The organism is Microbacterium karelineae (assembly GCF_009745985.1).
Taxonomy (GTDB): Bacteria; Actinomycetota; Actinomycetes; order Actinomycetales; family Microbacteriaceae; genus Microbacterium; species Microbacterium karelineae.
Genome location: NZ_WFIX01000182.1, coordinates 136687 through 151228 on the forward strand (window position 1 = coordinate 136687; position 14542 = coordinate 151228).

The following is a 14542-nucleotide window of genomic DNA, read 5'->3' on the forward strand; positions in this document are numbered from 1 at the left end:
GCGTCAGATGAGCGGCGAGACGCGCTCGCGGATCCGCGCGGCGAGCTCGCCGACGGGGAGGGTCGCGTCGAGCACGAGGAAACGCTCCGGCTCCGTCTCCGCGAGCCGGAGGTAGGCGTCGCGCACGCGGCCGTGGAACTCCGCCTTCTCGGCCTCGAGTCGGTCGAAGGGCTTGTCTGCGGCGTCGAGCCGGGCGCGCGCCGCCGCGGGATCGAGGTCGAGCAGCACCGTCACGTCCGGCAGAGCCCCCTCGGTCGCCCACAGCGACAGCTCGCGCACCTCGTCGGCGCCGAGGGCGCGAGCCGCACCCTGGTATGCGACCGATGAGTCGAGGTACCGGTCCTGGATGACGACCTCGCCCCGCTCACGCGCGGGGTTCACGAGGGTGGCCACATGGTGCGACCGGTCGGCGGCGAACAGGAGAGCCTCGGCGCGCGCACCGATGTCGCCGCGGTGGTGCAGCACGAGCTCGCGGATCGTGCGGCCCACCTCGGTGCCGCCGGGTTCGCGTGTGCGGACGACGGCCCGCCCCTGCTCCTCGCACCACTCGCGGAGCAGCTCGGCCTGGGTGGTCTTGCCCGAGCCGTCACCGCCCTCGAACGTGATCCAGAGTCCGGCGCTCATCACTCGCCGGCGGCGGCCTGCGCCTCCCTGGCCGCCTTGTTCGCGGCGCGCGTCGCGGCCGCCTTCTTGGCCGCCTCGGAGCGCGACGCCGACACCGTCTTCTTCGCGGCCGTCGTCTTCTTGGCGGTGGTCTTCTTAGCCGGAGCCTTCTTCGCTGGCGCCTTCCGGGCGCCGCCCTTCTTCGCCGGCCCCTTCGCACGCTTGTCCGCCAGCAGCTGCACGGCGCGCTCGAAGTCGACGTCCTCCACGTTCTCGCCGCGCGGGATCGTCGCGTTCGTCTCGCCGTCGGTGACGTACGCGCCGAAGCGGCCGTCGCGGATCCGCACGGCCTTGCCGCTCGCGGGATCCTCCTTCTCGAACTCCTTGAGGGCGGAGGCCGCGCGGCGCGCGCCGTACTTCGGCTTCTTGTAGACCTCGAGCGCCTCCTCGAGCGTGATGTCGAAGATCTGCTGCTCGTTCTCGAGCGACCGCGAATCGGTGCCCTTCTTGAGGTACGGGCCGTAGCGGCCGTTCTGCGCCGTGATCTCGTCGCCGCTCTCGGGATCAGCCCCGACGGTGCGCGGCAGGCTCAGCAGCTGCAGGGCCACGTCGAGCTCGATCGTCTCGGGAGACATGCTCTTGAACAGGGAGGCTCGGCGCGGCTTCGGCGCGGCCTTCTTCTTCGCGGGCTTCTTCTTCGCCGTCTCGTCTGAGACCTCGCCTGTCGCGGTGTCGACCTCGTCGGGGTCTGCGGGCTCCGTCTCCTCGAGGTACGGGCCGAACCGGCCGTCCTTCACGACGACGATCTTGCCGTTGTCGGGGTTCTCGCCGAGCACGCGGTTGCCGCCGACGGGCGCGTCGATGAGCTCCTGCACCTTCTCGGCCGTGAGCTCGTCGGGCGCGAGGTCCTCGGGCACGTTGATGCGCCGCGGTTCCGCGTCGGGCTTCTCGGGGTCGATCACGTCGAGATACGGGCCGTAGCGACCGAAGCGCAGCGTGGCGGTGTCGGTGATGCGGGTCGCGTTGAGCTCGCGGGCGTCGATCTCGCCGAGGTTGTCGACGATGGTGCGGAGCCCGGGGTGCTCATCGCCGCCGTAGTAGAACGACTTCAGCCACTCGGCACGGTCGGCCTCGCCGCGCGCGATGCGGTCGAGGTCCTCCTCGAGCTCGGCGGTGAAGTCGTAGTCGACGAGGTCGCCGAAGTGCTGTTCGAGCAGTCGGATCACGCTGAACGCGAGCCAGGTCGGCACGAGCGCCTGCCCGCGCTTGACGACGTAGCCGCGGTCGAGGATCACGCCGATGATGCTCGCGAACGTCGAGGGACGGCCGATGCCCTTCTCCTCGAGCGCCTTGACGAGCGTCGCCTCCGTGTAGCGCGGCTTGGGCGAGGTCGCGTGGCCCTTCGCCTCGGCGTCCCGGACGTCGAGCACATCGCCCTCGGCGACCTTCGGCAGGCGCTGATTCGAATCCTCGTCGCCCGAGAAGCGCTTCTCGTCGGCTCCCTCCTCGTACGCCTCGACGAAGCCCTTGAAGGTGTAGACCGTGCCGGACGCCGTGAGCTCGAGGGCCTTGCCATCGGCCTGAGCCGAGAGGGTGACGGTCGTCGTCTCGAGCTTCGCGTCGCTCATCTGGCTGGCGATCGTGCGCTTCCAGATGAGGTCGTACATGCGCTGCTCGTCGCGGCCGAGCTGGCCCGCGACGTCCTTGGGTGTGCGGAAGGTCTCGCCCGAGGGGCGGATCGCCTCGTGCGCCTCCTGCGCGTTCTTCGACTTCGACGCGTACATGCGCGGCTTCGCGGGCACCGCCGCGTCGCCGTACAGCGCGACGGCCTGCGAGCGCGCGGCCTGCACGGCCTGCGAACTGAGGTTCGTCGAGTCGGTGCGCATATAGGTGATGTATCCGCGCTCGTAGAGGCTCTGCGCGACCGACATCGCGACCTTCGCGGTCATGCCGAGCTTGCGGCCCGCCTCCTGCTGCAGCGTCGACGTCGTGAACGGCGCGTAGGGGCGCCGCGTGCCGGGCTTCGATTCGACCTTCGCGACCTTCGCGGATCCGGTCTCGTCGATCGCGGCGGCGAGCCGGGTCGCGCCCTGCTCGTCGAGCACGACGACGGCGCGCGTCAGCTGGCCCTTGTCGTCGAAGTCGCGGCCCGAGGCGAGCGGGGCGCCGTCGACGCGCGCGAGGCGGATCGCGAAGTCGGATCCGCCGCGGTCGGCCTGTGCGGCGATCGACCAGTAGTCGGCCGAGACGAAGGCCATGCGCTCGCGCTCACGGTCGACGACCATGCGGGTCGCGGCCGACTGCACGCGGCCGGCGCTGAGCGCCTGGCCCGCCGTGCCCGAGCCGACCTTGCGCCACAGCACCGGCGAGACGTCCCACCCGTAGAGGCGGTCGAGCACGCGGCGCGTCTCCTGCGCGTCGACGAGCGACGTGTCGAGCTCGCGCGTCGACTCGACGGCCTTCCGGATCGCGTCCTTGGTGATCTCGTGGAACACCATGCGCTTGACGGGCACCTTGGGCTTGAGCGTCTCGAGCAGGTGCCACGCGATGGCCTCGCCCTCGCGGTCGCCATCGGTCGCGAGCACGAGCTCGCTCGCTCCCTTCAGCGCGCGACGCAGCTCGCTGACGGTCTTCGTCTTGCGATCGCTCACGACGTAGTACGGGGTGAACCCGTGCTCGACGTCGATCGAGTACTTCCCGAACGCCGCGCGATCCTTCTCGGGGATGTCGCGCTTTCCCGCGAGGTCGCGGATGTGACCCACCGAGCTGAGGACCTCGTAGTCGTCTCCGAGATAGCCCTGGATGGAGCGCATCTTCGTGGGCGACTCGACGATGACGAGTTTCTTGCCGTCTGCCAAAGGGGGCGTCCTTTCTTCGATGCACACCATACACACCGCCGACTGTGCGGCGACGTGCGGCGGCGGCACCCGTGGGTTCGAGTCAGGGGTCTGCCTGCGCGTCGAACAGAGACGCGCCGCCGGGAGGGGGCCCGGCGCGGGCGATCGCGATGACGGGAAGGCCCGCGAACCCGGTCGAGATCTCGATCGTGGCCTCTCGGCCCACCACTTCGCAACTCCGCACGCCCGCGCCCTGCGCGTCGGCGACGGCGGCGGCCCGCGCGCACGGCTCCCCCGCCGCGAATCCGCTCAGCGCATCGGCCGCGGCGAGCGCCGCCGCGTCGGCGATCCCGGCGGCCCGCTGCGACTCGGTCGCGGCCGCCCCGACGACGGCGCAGCCGACCGCGAGGCTCGCGGCCACGCCGATCGCGGCGGCCGTCACGACGGAGGCGCCCATCTACAGGCCGCCCTCGAGCGCGCAGCTCGTCGCCGCCAGCGGGATCGCGAGCGTCGCCAGGCGCACCTCAGCGCTCGCCGTCACACAGACGAGATCGCCCTGCCCGCCGATCGAGGAGGCCGCGCCGGGGACGGCGGATCCGACGACGGATCCGGCGCGGTCGGGCTCGCCGCGGGCGACGAGGCGCGCCGCGTCGGCGGCCGCGTCCTGCAGGCGCACCTGCGCCGACGCGGCGGCGAGCGCCCCGATGCCGAGCGCGATGGCGACGATGAGCGCCGGGAGGGCGACCGCGAACTCCGCCGAAGCGGAGCCGCGGTCGTCCCGCCCGGGGCGGGAGGCGGGGATCATGGCGCCTGCAGCGCCTTCTCGACGATGCCCTGCAGCAGCGACTGCACGCTGCCCGAACGCATCACGGCGACGAGGACGCCGGCGATCGCGACGGCCGCCATCGTCACGATCGCGTACTCCGCCGTCGATGCTCCTTCTTCGTCGCTCCACAGCTCCTTCATGGGATTCCTCACTTTCTTCATCGTGTTTCTCGTGCCCGCCGGCTCATCCGGCGAACGTGGGGATCGGCGTCGCGGTGAGCACGCTGAGGAGCATGGGCGCGACGCCGAGCAGCAGGAAGGCCGGGAGCGTGCACACGCCCATCGGCAGGAGGAGGCGCGTGCCGAGCCGCGACCCGCGCAGCCGCCCGTCGATGCGGGCGCGGTGGCGGGCGTGCGCGGCCGATGCGCGCAGCAGCTCGATGGCCGGCACCCCCGCCGCACGCGACAGCGCGAGCACCCGGTCCGCCTCCTCGCCGGAGCGGGTCGCCGCGCCCGACCACTCATCGCATCCCGCGAGCACGTCGCGCGCCCTGGCGACCGACACCCCTCCCGACAGGGCGACGGCGAGCAGCTCCTCGTGCATCCCCGGCGTGCCGGGCGCGGGCTGCGCGGCGCGCACGAGCCGGCGGGTCCACCAGCGCGCGAGCACGATGAGCGCGAGGCCCGCCGTCAGGCACACGAGCCCGAGCGTCGTGCCGAACAGCACGCCGAGCGGATCGAGGCCGAGGCCCACCCCGACGACCACGCCGAGCAGCGGGAGCCACATCATGAGGCGCGCCGACGCCATCGGCTCGGCGAGCGCGACGCGCACATCGTCGCGCAGCTCGGACGCGTCGCGCAGCGAGGAGGCGACGGCGCGCAGCGTCTCCGCGAGGGGTGCGCCGACCGTCTCGGCCGCCTCCCATGCCGCCGCGACGTCGCCCCACGAGGCGTCGCCGCCCGCGCCCTCGGCGGCGATCGCCGCGACGAGGGCGGATCCGTCGTCGAAGCGCTGGACGATCCGCTGCGCCACGGGGTCGCCGTTCTCGGCGAGGTGGCGCCACGACGCCGCGGGGCTCGCGCCGGCATGCAGGAGCACCGCCAGCGACAGCAATGTCGCCGAGGGCTCGGGTCTCGCATCGGCCCGCCGCGCGATCATCCCCATGGCCGCACCTCCTCGATCTCGAGCCGGCCGCCGCGCTGACGGAACTCGCCCACGGCGACGAGACGGCGCTCTCCGTCCGTTCCGCGGGCGAGGTGCAGCACGACGTCGAACGCGCTGGACGCCTGCCGCGCCACGGCATGGTCGTCCCACCCGGCGAGGGCGCCGAGCGCCTCGAGCCGCGCCGGGACGTCGGCGAGGCCGTTCGCGTGCAGCGTTCCGGCGCCGCCGTCGTGCCCCGTGTTGAGGGCCGTGAGGAGGTCGCGGATCTCCTCGCCGCGGCACTCGCCCACGACGATCCGGTCCGGCCGCATGCGCAGGCTCTCGCGGACGAGCCGCGCGAGCCCGATCGCGCCGGCGCCCTCCCGGTTGGCCTGGCGCGCCTCGAGAGCGACGTGGTGGGGGTGGTCCAGCCGCAGCTCGGCGACGTCCTCGATCGTGACGATGCGCTCGTGGCGCGGCGCCGCGCCGAGCAGGGCCGAGAGCAGGGTCGTCTTCCCGCATCCGGCCCCTCCCGTGACGAGGATGTTGGCCCGCTCCGTGACGAGCCTGCCGAGCCAGGCGCGCGCGGCCGGTGGGAACGCGCCTCCCGCGCCGAGCCCGTCGAGGTCGACGTCCGCGAGGCGGGGCACGCGGATCGAGATCGTCGTCCCTCCCGTCGCGATCGGCGCGAGCGCGACATGCACCCTGGCGCCGCCGGGCATCCGCACGTCGACGAGCGGCGCGGAGTCGTCGACGTGCCGCCCGCCGCAGCTGACGAGATCCGTCGCGAGGTCGCGCACCTCCCGCTCGGAGGCCCGCCACTCGGGAACCCGCTCCGCCCCGGATCCGCGATCGACGAAGAGGCCGGCCGGGCCGTTGACGAACACATCGGTCACGCGCTCGTCGGACACGTACGGCGCGAGCGGGCCGAAGGCGTCGGCGTCGCGCCCGCGCGCCGTCTGATCGGCGCCGGGCGCCGCGTCGGGTGCGGGCTCCTGTCGCGGCGTGCGCGGCTGGACGATGAACGGCTCGGGCATGCAGGCGACGCTAGGAGGGCCGCGCCCGCGCCGCTCGCCCGGATCCGCGGATCCTCAGATAACTCCGCGGATCCATCCCCTGTGGACACGCTGACCCGGGCCACGACACGCCCACCTCACTTTCGGAGGTAGTCCGGGGCGCGCCGTCGTCGTAGCGTCGGAGCAGGCCCGATCGCCGCCACCATCACCTCGTCGCAAAGGAGCGCACACATGTCCCAGCAGATCGATCACCTCCTCACCGAGGATCGCCGCTTCGCGCCGCCCGCCGATTTCGTGCAGAACGCGGTGGCGAAGCCCGGCATCTACGACGAGGCCGCGGACGACCGGCTGAGCTTCTGGGCTGCGCGGTCGCGCGAGCTGCTGCACTGGCACACGCCGTTCACGAACGTGCTCGACTGGTCGAACCCGCCCTTCGCGAAGTGGTTCGACGACGGGAAGCTGAACGTCGCCTACAACTGCCTCGACCGTCATGTGGAGGCGGGGAACGGCGACCGCGTCGCGATCCACTTCGAGGGCGAGCCGGGCGACTCCCGGTCTGTGACGTACGCCGAGCTGACGGCGGAGGTCAAGCGGGTCGCGAATGTGCTCGCGGGCCTCGGCGTCGGCCAGGGCGACCGCGTCGCCATCTACCTGCCGATGATCCCCGAGGCCATCGCGTCGCTCCTCGCCGTCGCGCGCCTCGGCGCCGTGCACTCGGTCGTCTTCGGCGGCTTCAGCGCCGACAGCCTGCGCGCCCGCATCGACGACGCCGGCGCGAAGGTCGTCATCACGGCCGACGGCGGCTACCGCAAGGGCAAGGCGTCCGCGCTCAAGCCCGCCGTCGACCAGGCGCTGTCCGACCGCGGCGACGGCGAGCAGGCGACGGTCGAGAAGGTGCTCGTCGTGCGCCGCACCGAGCAGGAGGTCGAGTGGACCGACGGCCGCGACGTCTGGTGGCACGACGTCGTCCCGGCGGCATCCGCCGAGCACGAGGCCGAGGCCTTCGACGCCGAGAACCCCCTCTTCATCCTCTACACCTCGGGCACGACGGGGAAGCCGAAGGGGATCCTGCACACCTCAGGCGGCTACCTCACGCAGGCGGCCTTCACGCATCGCAACGTGTTCGACCTGCACCCCGAGACCGATGTCTACTGGTGCACGGCCGACATCGGCTGGATCACGGGCCACAGCTATGTCACCTACGGCCCCCTCGCGAACGGCGCGACGCAGGTGCTGTACGAGGGCACTCCCGAGTTCCCCGAGCCGGGGCGCTGGTGGGACATCATCGAGAAGTACGGCGTCTCGATCTTCTACACGGCCCCGACGGCCGTGCGCAGCTTCATGAAGCAGGGCCGCGAGATCCCGCAGAAGCGCGACCTGTCGAGCCTGCGCCTGCTCGGATCCGTCGGCGAGCCGATCAACCCCGAGGCGTGGATGTGGTTCCGCGAGGTCATCGGATCCGGCCTGACGCCGATCGTCGACACCTGGTGGCAGACCGAGACGGGCGCGATCATGATCTCGGCGCTGCCGGGGGTGACCGAGACGAAGCCGGGATCCGCGCAGGTGGCGCTGCCGGGCGTCGAGATCGATGTCGTCGATGAGAAGGGCGAGGCGGTCGGCAACGACGCGGGCGGCCTGCTCGTCGTCACGGATCCCTGGCCGAGCATGCTGCGCGGGATCTGGGGCGACCCGGATCGCTTCGTCGAGACGTACTGGAAGATGTTCGCCGACAAGGGCTTCTACTTCGCGGGCGACGGCGCCCGCCTCGACGAGGACGGCGACATCTGGCTGCTGGGCCGCGTCGACGACGTCATGAACGTCTCGGGTCACCGCCTGTCGACGGCCGAGATCGAGTCGGCGCTCGTGGCCCACGACGCGACGGCCGAGGCGGCGGTTGTGGGGGCGAGCGATGAGACGACCGGTCAGGCGGTGGTTGCCTTCGTGATCCTCAAGGAGAGCTTCCTCAAGGACAATTCGGCGGAGGGGCTCGCTAACACGCTGCGGCAGTGGGTCGGCGAGCAGATCGGGCCGATCGCCCGCCCGCGCGACGTGTACATCGTCGGCGAGCTGCCGAAGACCCGCTCGGGCAAGATCATGCGCCGCCTGCTGCGTGACGTGGCCGAGGGCCGTGAGGTCGGCGACACGCAGACCCTCGCCGACACGGCGGTCATGAGCGTCATCGCCCGCCAGGTGAAGTAGCCCCCATATCAACAAGTCTCCGCCGAGTCCGCTGCAAACAGCTGCGGACTCGGCGGAGACTTGTTGACTCGTGCGCGCTATGCGAAGGTGAACGCGACCTCGACCTCGACGGGGGCGTCGAGCGGCAGGGCCGCGACGCCGACCGCGGCGCGGCTGTGCGCGCCCGCCTCGCCGAAGACCTCGCCGAGGATCTCGCTCGCGCCGTTGATGACGCCGGGCTGCCCCGTGAACGTCGGATCCGAGGCGACGAAGCCCGTCACCTTGAACACGCCCGTGAGGCGGTCGACGCCGCCGACGGCCGAAGCCGCGGCCGCGATCGCGTTGAGCGCGCACGTGCGGGCGAGGGCCTGCGCGTCGTCGGCAGACACGGATCCGCCGACCTTTCCGGTCTGCGGCAGCTCGCCGCCGACGAACGGCAGCTGGCCGGACGTCCAGGCGAGGTCGCCATGGGTCTTCGCCGGGATGTAGCTGGCGACGGGCGCGGCGACGGCGGGCAGCTCGATGCCGAGCTCGGCGAGACGCTGCGAGACGCTCACTGCTGGCCCTCGAACTGCTTCGCGGCCTCGGCCGCGGCGCCGAGGCCGGCGTTCTGCTCGCCGGCGCCCGAGGGGCGCTTCATGTAGGCCACGAGACCGCCGTCGGCGTTCTGCACGACCTGCACGAGCTCCCAGCCCTGCTTCCCCCAGTTGTTGAGGATGGCGGCCGTGTTGTGGATCATCAGCGGAGTGGTCAGGTACTCCCAGGTGGTCACGGAATCTCCCGTCGTAGGGCGGCGCGGTGTGCGCTGGAACGCTGTGGATCGGGTCGAAGATCGATATGCGAGCGCGACGCGTCTCAGGCTTCTCCCCTACCATCAAGCCTATGCCTCATGCGAAAAGGACGGCCAGCGGCGTGCTCGGCGGGCTTCTCGGCCTCGTCGGTCTCAGCGCGATCGCCGGCATTCTCGTGACCGCGACCGTGACCCCGGCGATCGCCGTCTCCGGCTATGCGGCGTCGAGCGCGATCTCGCTCTTCGACAGCCTGCCCGGCGCGCTGCAGGTCGACCGGCCCATGGAGCCGACGACGATCCACGCGTACACGGGCAACGGCGACGAGACCTACGAACTCGCGTCGTTCTACGACCAGAACCGCGAGCCCGTCGAATACGACGAGGTCTCGCAGACGCTCTACGACGCGATCCTCTCGAGCGAGGACCCGCGCTACTACGAGCACGGCGGCGTCGATCTCATCGGCACGACCCGCGCCGTCCTCAGCAACGCCGTCAACGACAACACGCAGGGCGGATCGTCGATCAGCCAACAGTACGTCAAGAATGTGCAGGTCGAGGCGTGCGAGCGCACGGCCGAGAACGACGAAGAGAGCGTCGGCTGCTACGAGGACGCGGTCGTCTCCGATGGCACCGAGGGCTATAAGCGCAAGCTGCAGGAGATGCGGTACGCGATCACGATCGAGCAGGAGTACTCGAAGGAGGACATCCTGCTCGGCTACCTGAACCTCGCGAACTTCGGAGGCACCACCTACGGCATCGAGGCCGCCGCCCAGCGCTACTTCTCGACGACGGCGAAGGACCTGAGCCTCGTGCAGGCAGCGACCCTCGCGGGCATCGTGCAGAACCCGAACGCCTACCGGATCGACATTCCGGGGGGCTCGTGGACGGACGACGACGGCAACCCCGTCAACAGCGCCGACGACGGCTACGCCCTCACCTTGGACCGTCGCAACTACGTGCTGACGCGCATGCTCCGAGAAGGCGTCATCACCCAGGAGGAGTACGACGAGGCGTACGAGCAGCCGATCGAGCCGAATCTCACGGACCGCCAGAAGGGCTGCGCGGCGGCGCAGGGAACGGCGTACTTCTGCCAGTACGTGAAGAACACGATCCTCAACGACGACCGCTACGACGACGCGTTCGGCGAGACCCCCGAGGAGCGCAGCGATCTGCTCACCCGCGGCGGCCTCGAGATCTACACGACGCTCGACAATCAGCTGCAGGCCTCGGCCCAGCAGACGATGGCGAACAACGTACCGCACGACGTCGAGGGCATGCGTCTCGGGAGCACGACGGTGCAGCTCGACGTCCACACAGGCAACATCCTGTCGATGGCGCAGAACACCACGTTCAGCGAGACAGGCGATGCCGTGACGGACGAGACGTCGATCGTCTTCGCCGGCGACGAGGACCACGGCGCCGCGACCGGCTTCTCGGCGGGATCGACGTACAAGATGTTCACGATCATCGATTGGCTGAAGAACGGCCGCAGCGCCAACGAGATCCTCGACGGTCGCGCGGGCCAGACGCTGCCGTTCACCTGCAACGGCGCGCCGGTCGGCACCGAGACATTCGTCCCGGGTGACAACTTCAACTCGGTCGGCGGCAAGGTCGGCACCGTTCGCGAGTTCACGGGTCTGTCACTCAACACGGGGTTCTACGCGATGGCATCGCAGCTCGACGTATGCGAGATCCACCAGGTCGCCACCGATATGGGGGTCAAGCTGGGCGACGGGACTCCGCTAACCGAGTTCCGCGGACACGAGAACGCGTTCAGCGTCATCGGCTCGGCGAACATCGCCCCGGTCGACATCGCCTCCGCGTACGCGACCGTCGCCAACGGCGGTGTCCGCTGCGAGCCGACGTCCATCCTGCGGGTCGTCGGCGCGGGTGGCGACGAGCTCGATCTGCCCGAGACCGAATGCAATCGTGTGCTCGAGGAGAACGTCGCGAACACGACGGCCTATACGATGAAGGCCGTCATGGAGGGCAGCGGATCGGGTGTCAACGCGCGTGTACCGGACGGGATCGAGACGTTCGGCAAGACCGGTACGCACGAAGACATGCAGAGCTGGATGGTGCAGACCTCGACGAACGTCACGACCGCGGCGTGGGTCGGGAACTGGACCAACGTCTATCCCGACGAGGAAGATTTCAATCCGAACACGGCTCTCTGGTACGCAAACAAGGTCGACAGGCCGACCGGCGCCGAGACGCCTCACATGGACAACCTGTTCTGGCGCGGCTATCAGAACCTCCGGTACACGATCTCCCGGGAGAACCAGGCCGCCGCGAACGCGAAGTACGGCGGGGACGCGTTCCCCGAGCCGGACTCGAACCTGACCCAGGTCGTCGAGAAGGACGTGCCGAACGTCGCGGGGATGTCCGTGGGCGAGGCGACGAGCGTGCTCGAAGGCGAGGGCTTCCGCGTCGCGGTCGGCGACACCGTCCCGGGCGACCAGGACGAGGGGCTCGTCGAGGGCACGGATCCGTCGGGCCAGGCCCCGGCGGGCAGCCTCGTCCGACTCCAGATCTCGGACGGCAAGGGCGCGATCGAGGTGCCCGATGTCACGGGAATGAGCCCCGCGCAGGCGAACCGAGAGCTCTTCAACGAGGGCCTCAACCCGAGCTTCGGCACATGCACGGAGAACGAAGGTGTCAACGGTCGGCGGGTGACCGGAACCGATCCGAGCGCCGGCACGCAGGTATCCGACGGCGCGAGTGTCCAGATCAACTGGGAGGCCGCGGACTGCGATGGCGGCGGCGTCTTCGGGAACGGCAACGACGGAGACGGCGGTGGCAACGGCAACAACGGCAACGGCAATAACGGGAACGGCCGCGGGAACGGGAACGACGACTGATGCCGCCTCGCGTGCTCCCGACCGCGCTCGCGACGGTCGGGGCGCTCGGCGCCGCGAGCGCGGCGTGGGGCATCGGCGTCGAGCGGTTCCTGTTCACGGTGCGCCACCACACGGTGCGCCTCCTGGAACCGGGCACGGCCCCGATCCGCGTGCTGCACCTCAGCGACATGCACCTCGCGCCGTGGCAGCGCCGCCGGCGCGAGTGGGTCGCGAAGCTCGCGTCGCTGCGCCCGGATCTCGTCATCGACACGGGTGACAACTTCGGGCACCCGGCGGCGCTGCCCGCGATCCGCGCCGCGCTCGGCCCGTTCGCCGGCACGCCGGGTGTGCACGTGCACGGTTCGAACGACATCTGGGCGCCGTCGCCGCGCAACCCGTTCCGCTACTTCCTCGGCCCGTCCGAGAAGGCGCATGACGAGGCGCTCCTCGACACCGCCGGGCTCGATGCCTTCCTCGGCGGCGATCTCGGCTGGTCGGCGCTGAACAACGACTCCGCCGCGATAGAGGTGCGGGGGCATCGGCTGCGTTTCATCGGCACGGACGACCCGCACCACGACCTCGACGACTGGGATGCGCTCGACGAGACACGCGCCGCGCTCCCCGATGGCGAGCTCACGATCGGCGTCACACACGCTCCGTACCGACGCGTGCTCGACGCCTTCATGGATCGCGGTGCCGACATGATCTTCGCGGGCCACACCCATGGCGGCCAGGTGCGCGTGCCGGGCTTCGGCGCGCTCGTCGCGAACTGCGACATCCCACTGAAGCAATCGCGAGGGCTGTCCACCTGGTCACACGGCGGCCGCGACATCCCGCTCAACGTGAGCGCCGGCCTCGGTCACTCGATCTACGCGCCGATCCGCTTCGCCTGCGCCCCCGAGGTCTCGCTCATCACGCTCGCACCGCGCCGCTGAGCCCTACTGGTCCTCGAGCTCGCGGCGGATGTCGTCGAGGTTCCGGTCGGCCTGCTCAAGCAGCGCGGCCGTGAGGGCGAAGCGGCGGTTGATGTCCGGCGAGGGCGGCTCGCTCTGCGGCTTGTAACGGAAATCGTGCTCGACCTCGGCCCACACGTGCTCGAGCATCGTGCGGATCTGCACCTCGACCGGGATCCCCGCGGGGAAGTCCGCGAACACGCCCTGCCCGCGCGTGCGGCCGACGAACTGCACGCTGCGGTAGCCGAAGCTCTCGTCGCCGAGCAGGTCGCCCTTGTCGATGTACGACTCCTCAACGACCTCGAACAGCCGGCGCGTCATCTTCTCGACCTGCGCGAGATCCGTGCGGAAGAAGGCCATGACGCGCACGCCGACCATGTCGAGGACCGGCTTGGAGGGATCCCTGCGCACCTTGTCCTCGAAGGATCCGCGCTTCTTCACGCGCGCCTCGACGCGGAAGTAGGGCACGCCCCACTGCCGCAGGTGCAGGGGGATCTCCGTCTCGAGCGCATCGCGCAGGCCGCGGTACTCGACGAGGGAGCGGTCGTAGACCCGCAGCGCGTCCTTGACCTCGGCCTCGATGTCCATGCCACCAGCGTAGGCGGTGATGAGATCGAGACCTGTGCACGGGCGCCGCGGTCCGTTCACGATCTCGCCGATCGATAGCGTGGATCGCATGAGCGACCGCCTTCGATTCGTCCTCCCCGCCGCCGCCATCGCCGTCCTCGCCCTCGCGGGGTGCTCGGGCGAGGATCCCGATCCGACGCCGACGTTCACGAGCGGTCCGCAGCCCGTCGCGACGCCGACGCCCGACGCCGAGGACGGCGCGACAGCGGATCCGAGCGCCGCGGAACCCGCCGAGTGGATCATCTCCCCCGACGGCATCGGACCGATCAGCCTCGGCATGCCGCTCGAGGCGGTGGCCGAGACGTTCGGCGGCGAGGTCGTCGACCACTTTCCCGACGGGGAGTCCGAGAACACCTGCCAGTCGGTCGAATCCGACCTCGAGGGCCTCACCGGGGACATCGTCGTGGCCGGTGACGACGGCTCCGCGCAGAGCATCCAGTGGCGCCCGCTGTCCTGGGAGCAGCGGACCGACCCCGAGACGCCCATGCCGCGGACGGAGGACGGCGTCACACTCGGGATGCTCGAGGCGCAGGTCGAGGACATCTGGGGACCCGTCACGCACGAGGAGTGGGGATCCGGCGGCCTCGCCACATGGCTGCTCGACGATGGGAGCCACCACCTCGGCGTGCTCACGAATCGCGCCTCGTACACGCCGGAGGGAGCGTCCAGCTGGGTCGTGAACGTCCTCGTCTTCGCGGACGACGGATCCGAGTACGTCTTCCCCTCCTGCTTCGACTGAGCCAGCCGCGGGGCGGCACCGCGCCGCGACAGAGATGAGATCGAGACCTG

Annotated in this window: 14 protein-coding genes; 4 read left to right on the forward strand and 10 right to left on the reverse strand. The window is 70.7% G+C overall.

Going from position 1 to position 14542, the window contains the following annotated elements; all coding sequences use genetic code 11:
- Positions 1 to 3 precede the first annotated feature (3 nt).
- From tmk to GB932_RS09695, 7 genes are all read right to left on the reverse strand, one after another.
- Positions 4 to 624: a dTMP kinase gene (gene tmk, locus GB932_RS09665; RefSeq protein ID WP_156760485.1), complete on the reverse strand. Its 621-nt coding sequence runs from the start codon at positions 622 to 624 to the stop codon at positions 4 to 6.
- On the reverse strand, positions 624 to 3461 hold the full coding sequence (topA, locus tag GB932_RS09670) for a type I DNA topoisomerase (protein WP_156760486.1): 2838 nt from the start codon (positions 3459 to 3461) through the stop codon (positions 624 to 626). The genes tmk and topA overlap by 1 nt, the downstream gene beginning before the upstream one ends.
- A gap of 82 nt (positions 3462 to 3543) precedes the next feature.
- Positions 3544 to 3897 (reverse strand): Rv3654c family TadE-like protein, encoded by a 354-nt coding sequence (locus tag GB932_RS09675; protein WP_156760487.1) that lies wholly within the window; start codon positions 3895 to 3897, stop codon positions 3544 to 3546.
- Positions 3898 to 4245 (reverse strand): TadE family type IV pilus minor pilin, encoded by a 348-nt coding sequence (locus tag GB932_RS09680; protein ID WP_156760488.1) that lies wholly within the window; start codon positions 4243 to 4245, stop codon positions 3898 to 3900.
- A complete protein-coding gene (locus GB932_RS09685; protein ID WP_231916106.1) occupies positions 4242 to 4418 on the reverse strand; it encodes a DUF4244 domain-containing protein in 177 nt (58 codons plus the stop codon). Before GB932_RS09685 ends, GB932_RS09680 begins: the two co-directional genes overlap by 4 nt.
- Before the next feature lie 31 nt (positions 4419 to 4449).
- Positions 4450 to 5370, reverse strand: a complete 921-nt coding sequence (locus tag GB932_RS09690; protein ID WP_156760490.1) for a type II secretion system F family protein — start codon at positions 5368 to 5370, stop codon at positions 4450 to 4452.
- Positions 5361 to 6386 carry a TadA family conjugal transfer-associated ATPase gene (locus tag GB932_RS09695; protein WP_156760491.1) on the reverse strand — a complete coding sequence of 342 codons (1026 nt, stop codon included), beginning with the start codon at positions 6384 to 6386 and terminating at the stop codon, positions 5361 to 5363. The genes GB932_RS09690 and GB932_RS09695 overlap by 10 nt, the downstream gene beginning before the upstream one ends.
- A 210-nt stretch (positions 6387 to 6596) precedes the next feature.
- On the opposite strand from GB932_RS09695, the gene acs reads away from it, so the two are divergent.
- On the forward strand, positions 6597 to 8564 hold the full coding sequence (gene acs / locus GB932_RS09700; protein WP_156760492.1) for an acetate--CoA ligase: 1968 nt from the start codon (positions 6597 to 6599) through the stop codon (positions 8562 to 8564).
- Between the two features lie 77 nt (positions 8565 to 8641).
- Here acs and GB932_RS09705 read toward each other — a convergent pair whose 3' ends face one another.
- On the reverse strand, positions 8642 to 9100 hold the full coding sequence (locus tag GB932_RS09705) for a RidA family protein (RefSeq protein WP_156760493.1): 459 nt from the start codon (positions 9098 to 9100) through the stop codon (positions 8642 to 8644).
- Positions 9097 to 9315: a Sp36 family protein gene (gene sp36 / locus GB932_RS09710; RefSeq protein WP_156760494.1), complete on the reverse strand. Its 219-nt coding sequence runs from the start codon at positions 9313 to 9315 to the stop codon at positions 9097 to 9099. Before sp36 ends, GB932_RS09705 begins: the two co-directional genes overlap by 4 nt.
- A gap of 110 nt (positions 9316 to 9425) precedes the next feature.
- On the opposite strand from sp36, the gene GB932_RS09715 reads away from it, so the two are divergent.
- Both GB932_RS09715 and GB932_RS09720 read left to right on the forward strand, forming a co-directional pair.
- Positions 9426 to 12194 (forward strand): transglycosylase domain-containing protein, encoded by a 2769-nt coding sequence (locus GB932_RS09715; protein WP_156760495.1) that lies wholly within the window; start codon positions 9426 to 9428, stop codon positions 12192 to 12194.
- Positions 12194 to 13108 carry a metallophosphoesterase gene (locus GB932_RS09720; protein ID WP_156760496.1) on the forward strand — a complete coding sequence of 305 codons (915 nt, stop codon included), beginning with the start codon at positions 12194 to 12196 and terminating at the stop codon, positions 13106 to 13108. Before GB932_RS09715 ends, GB932_RS09720 begins: the two co-directional genes overlap by 1 nt.
- A 3-nt stretch (positions 13109 to 13111) precedes the next feature.
- Here the strand turns inward: GB932_RS09720 and GB932_RS09725 are convergent, their stop codons facing one another.
- Positions 13112 to 13804, reverse strand: coding sequence for a GTP pyrophosphokinase (locus GB932_RS09725; protein WP_197517415.1), 693 nt, complete (start codon positions 13802 to 13804; stop codon positions 13112 to 13114).
- On the opposite strand from GB932_RS09725, the gene GB932_RS09730 reads away from it, so the two are divergent.
- The gene (locus tag GB932_RS09730) at positions 13803 to 14492 is read left to right on the forward strand and encodes a hypothetical protein (protein ID WP_156760498.1); all 690 of its coding nucleotides are present in this window, start codon (positions 13803 to 13805) and stop codon (positions 14490 to 14492) included. The genes GB932_RS09725 and GB932_RS09730 overlap by 2 nt on opposite strands.
- The last annotated feature ends 50 nt before the right edge of the window (positions 14493 to 14542 follow it).

What these genes read in the sequence shown, in the direction of transcription:
- GB932_RS09675 (WP_156760487.1), bottom strand. Translation starts at nt 3,897, where the DNA reads ATGGGCGCCTCCGTCGTGACGGCCGCCGCGATCGGCGTGGCCGCGAGC.
- GB932_RS09690 (WP_156760490.1), bottom strand. Translation starts at nt 5,370, where the DNA reads ATGGGGATGATCGCGCGGCGGGCCGATGCGAGACCCGAGCCCTCGGCG.
- GB932_RS09720 (WP_156760496.1), top strand. Translation starts at nt 12,194, where the DNA reads ATGCCGCCTCGCGTGCTCCCGACCGCGCTCGCGACGGTCGGGGCGCTC.
- GB932_RS09680 (WP_156760488.1), bottom strand. Translation starts at nt 4,245, where the DNA reads ATGATCCCCGCCTCCCGCCCCGGGCGGGACGACCGCGGCTCCGCTTCG.
- acs (WP_156760492.1), top strand. Translation starts at nt 6,597, where the DNA reads ATGTCCCAGCAGATCGATCACCTCCTCACCGAGGATCGCCGCTTCGCG.
- GB932_RS09715 (WP_156760495.1), top strand. Translation starts at nt 9,426, where the DNA reads ATGCCTCATGCGAAAAGGACGGCCAGCGGCGTGCTCGGCGGGCTTCTC.
- GB932_RS09725 (WP_197517415.1), bottom strand. Translation starts at nt 13,804, where the DNA reads ATGCGATCCACGCTATCGATCGGCGAGATCGTGAACGGACCGCGGCGC.
- GB932_RS09695 (WP_156760491.1), bottom strand. Translation starts at nt 6,386, where the DNA reads ATGCCCGAGCCGTTCATCGTCCAGCCGCGCACGCCGCGACAGGAGCCC.
- tmk (WP_156760485.1), bottom strand. Translation starts at nt 624, where the DNA reads ATGAGCGCCGGACTCTGGATCACGTTCGAGGGCGGTGACGGCTCGGGC.
- GB932_RS09730 (WP_156760498.1), top strand. Translation starts at nt 13,803, where the DNA reads ATGAGCGACCGCCTTCGATTCGTCCTCCCCGCCGCCGCCATCGCCGTC.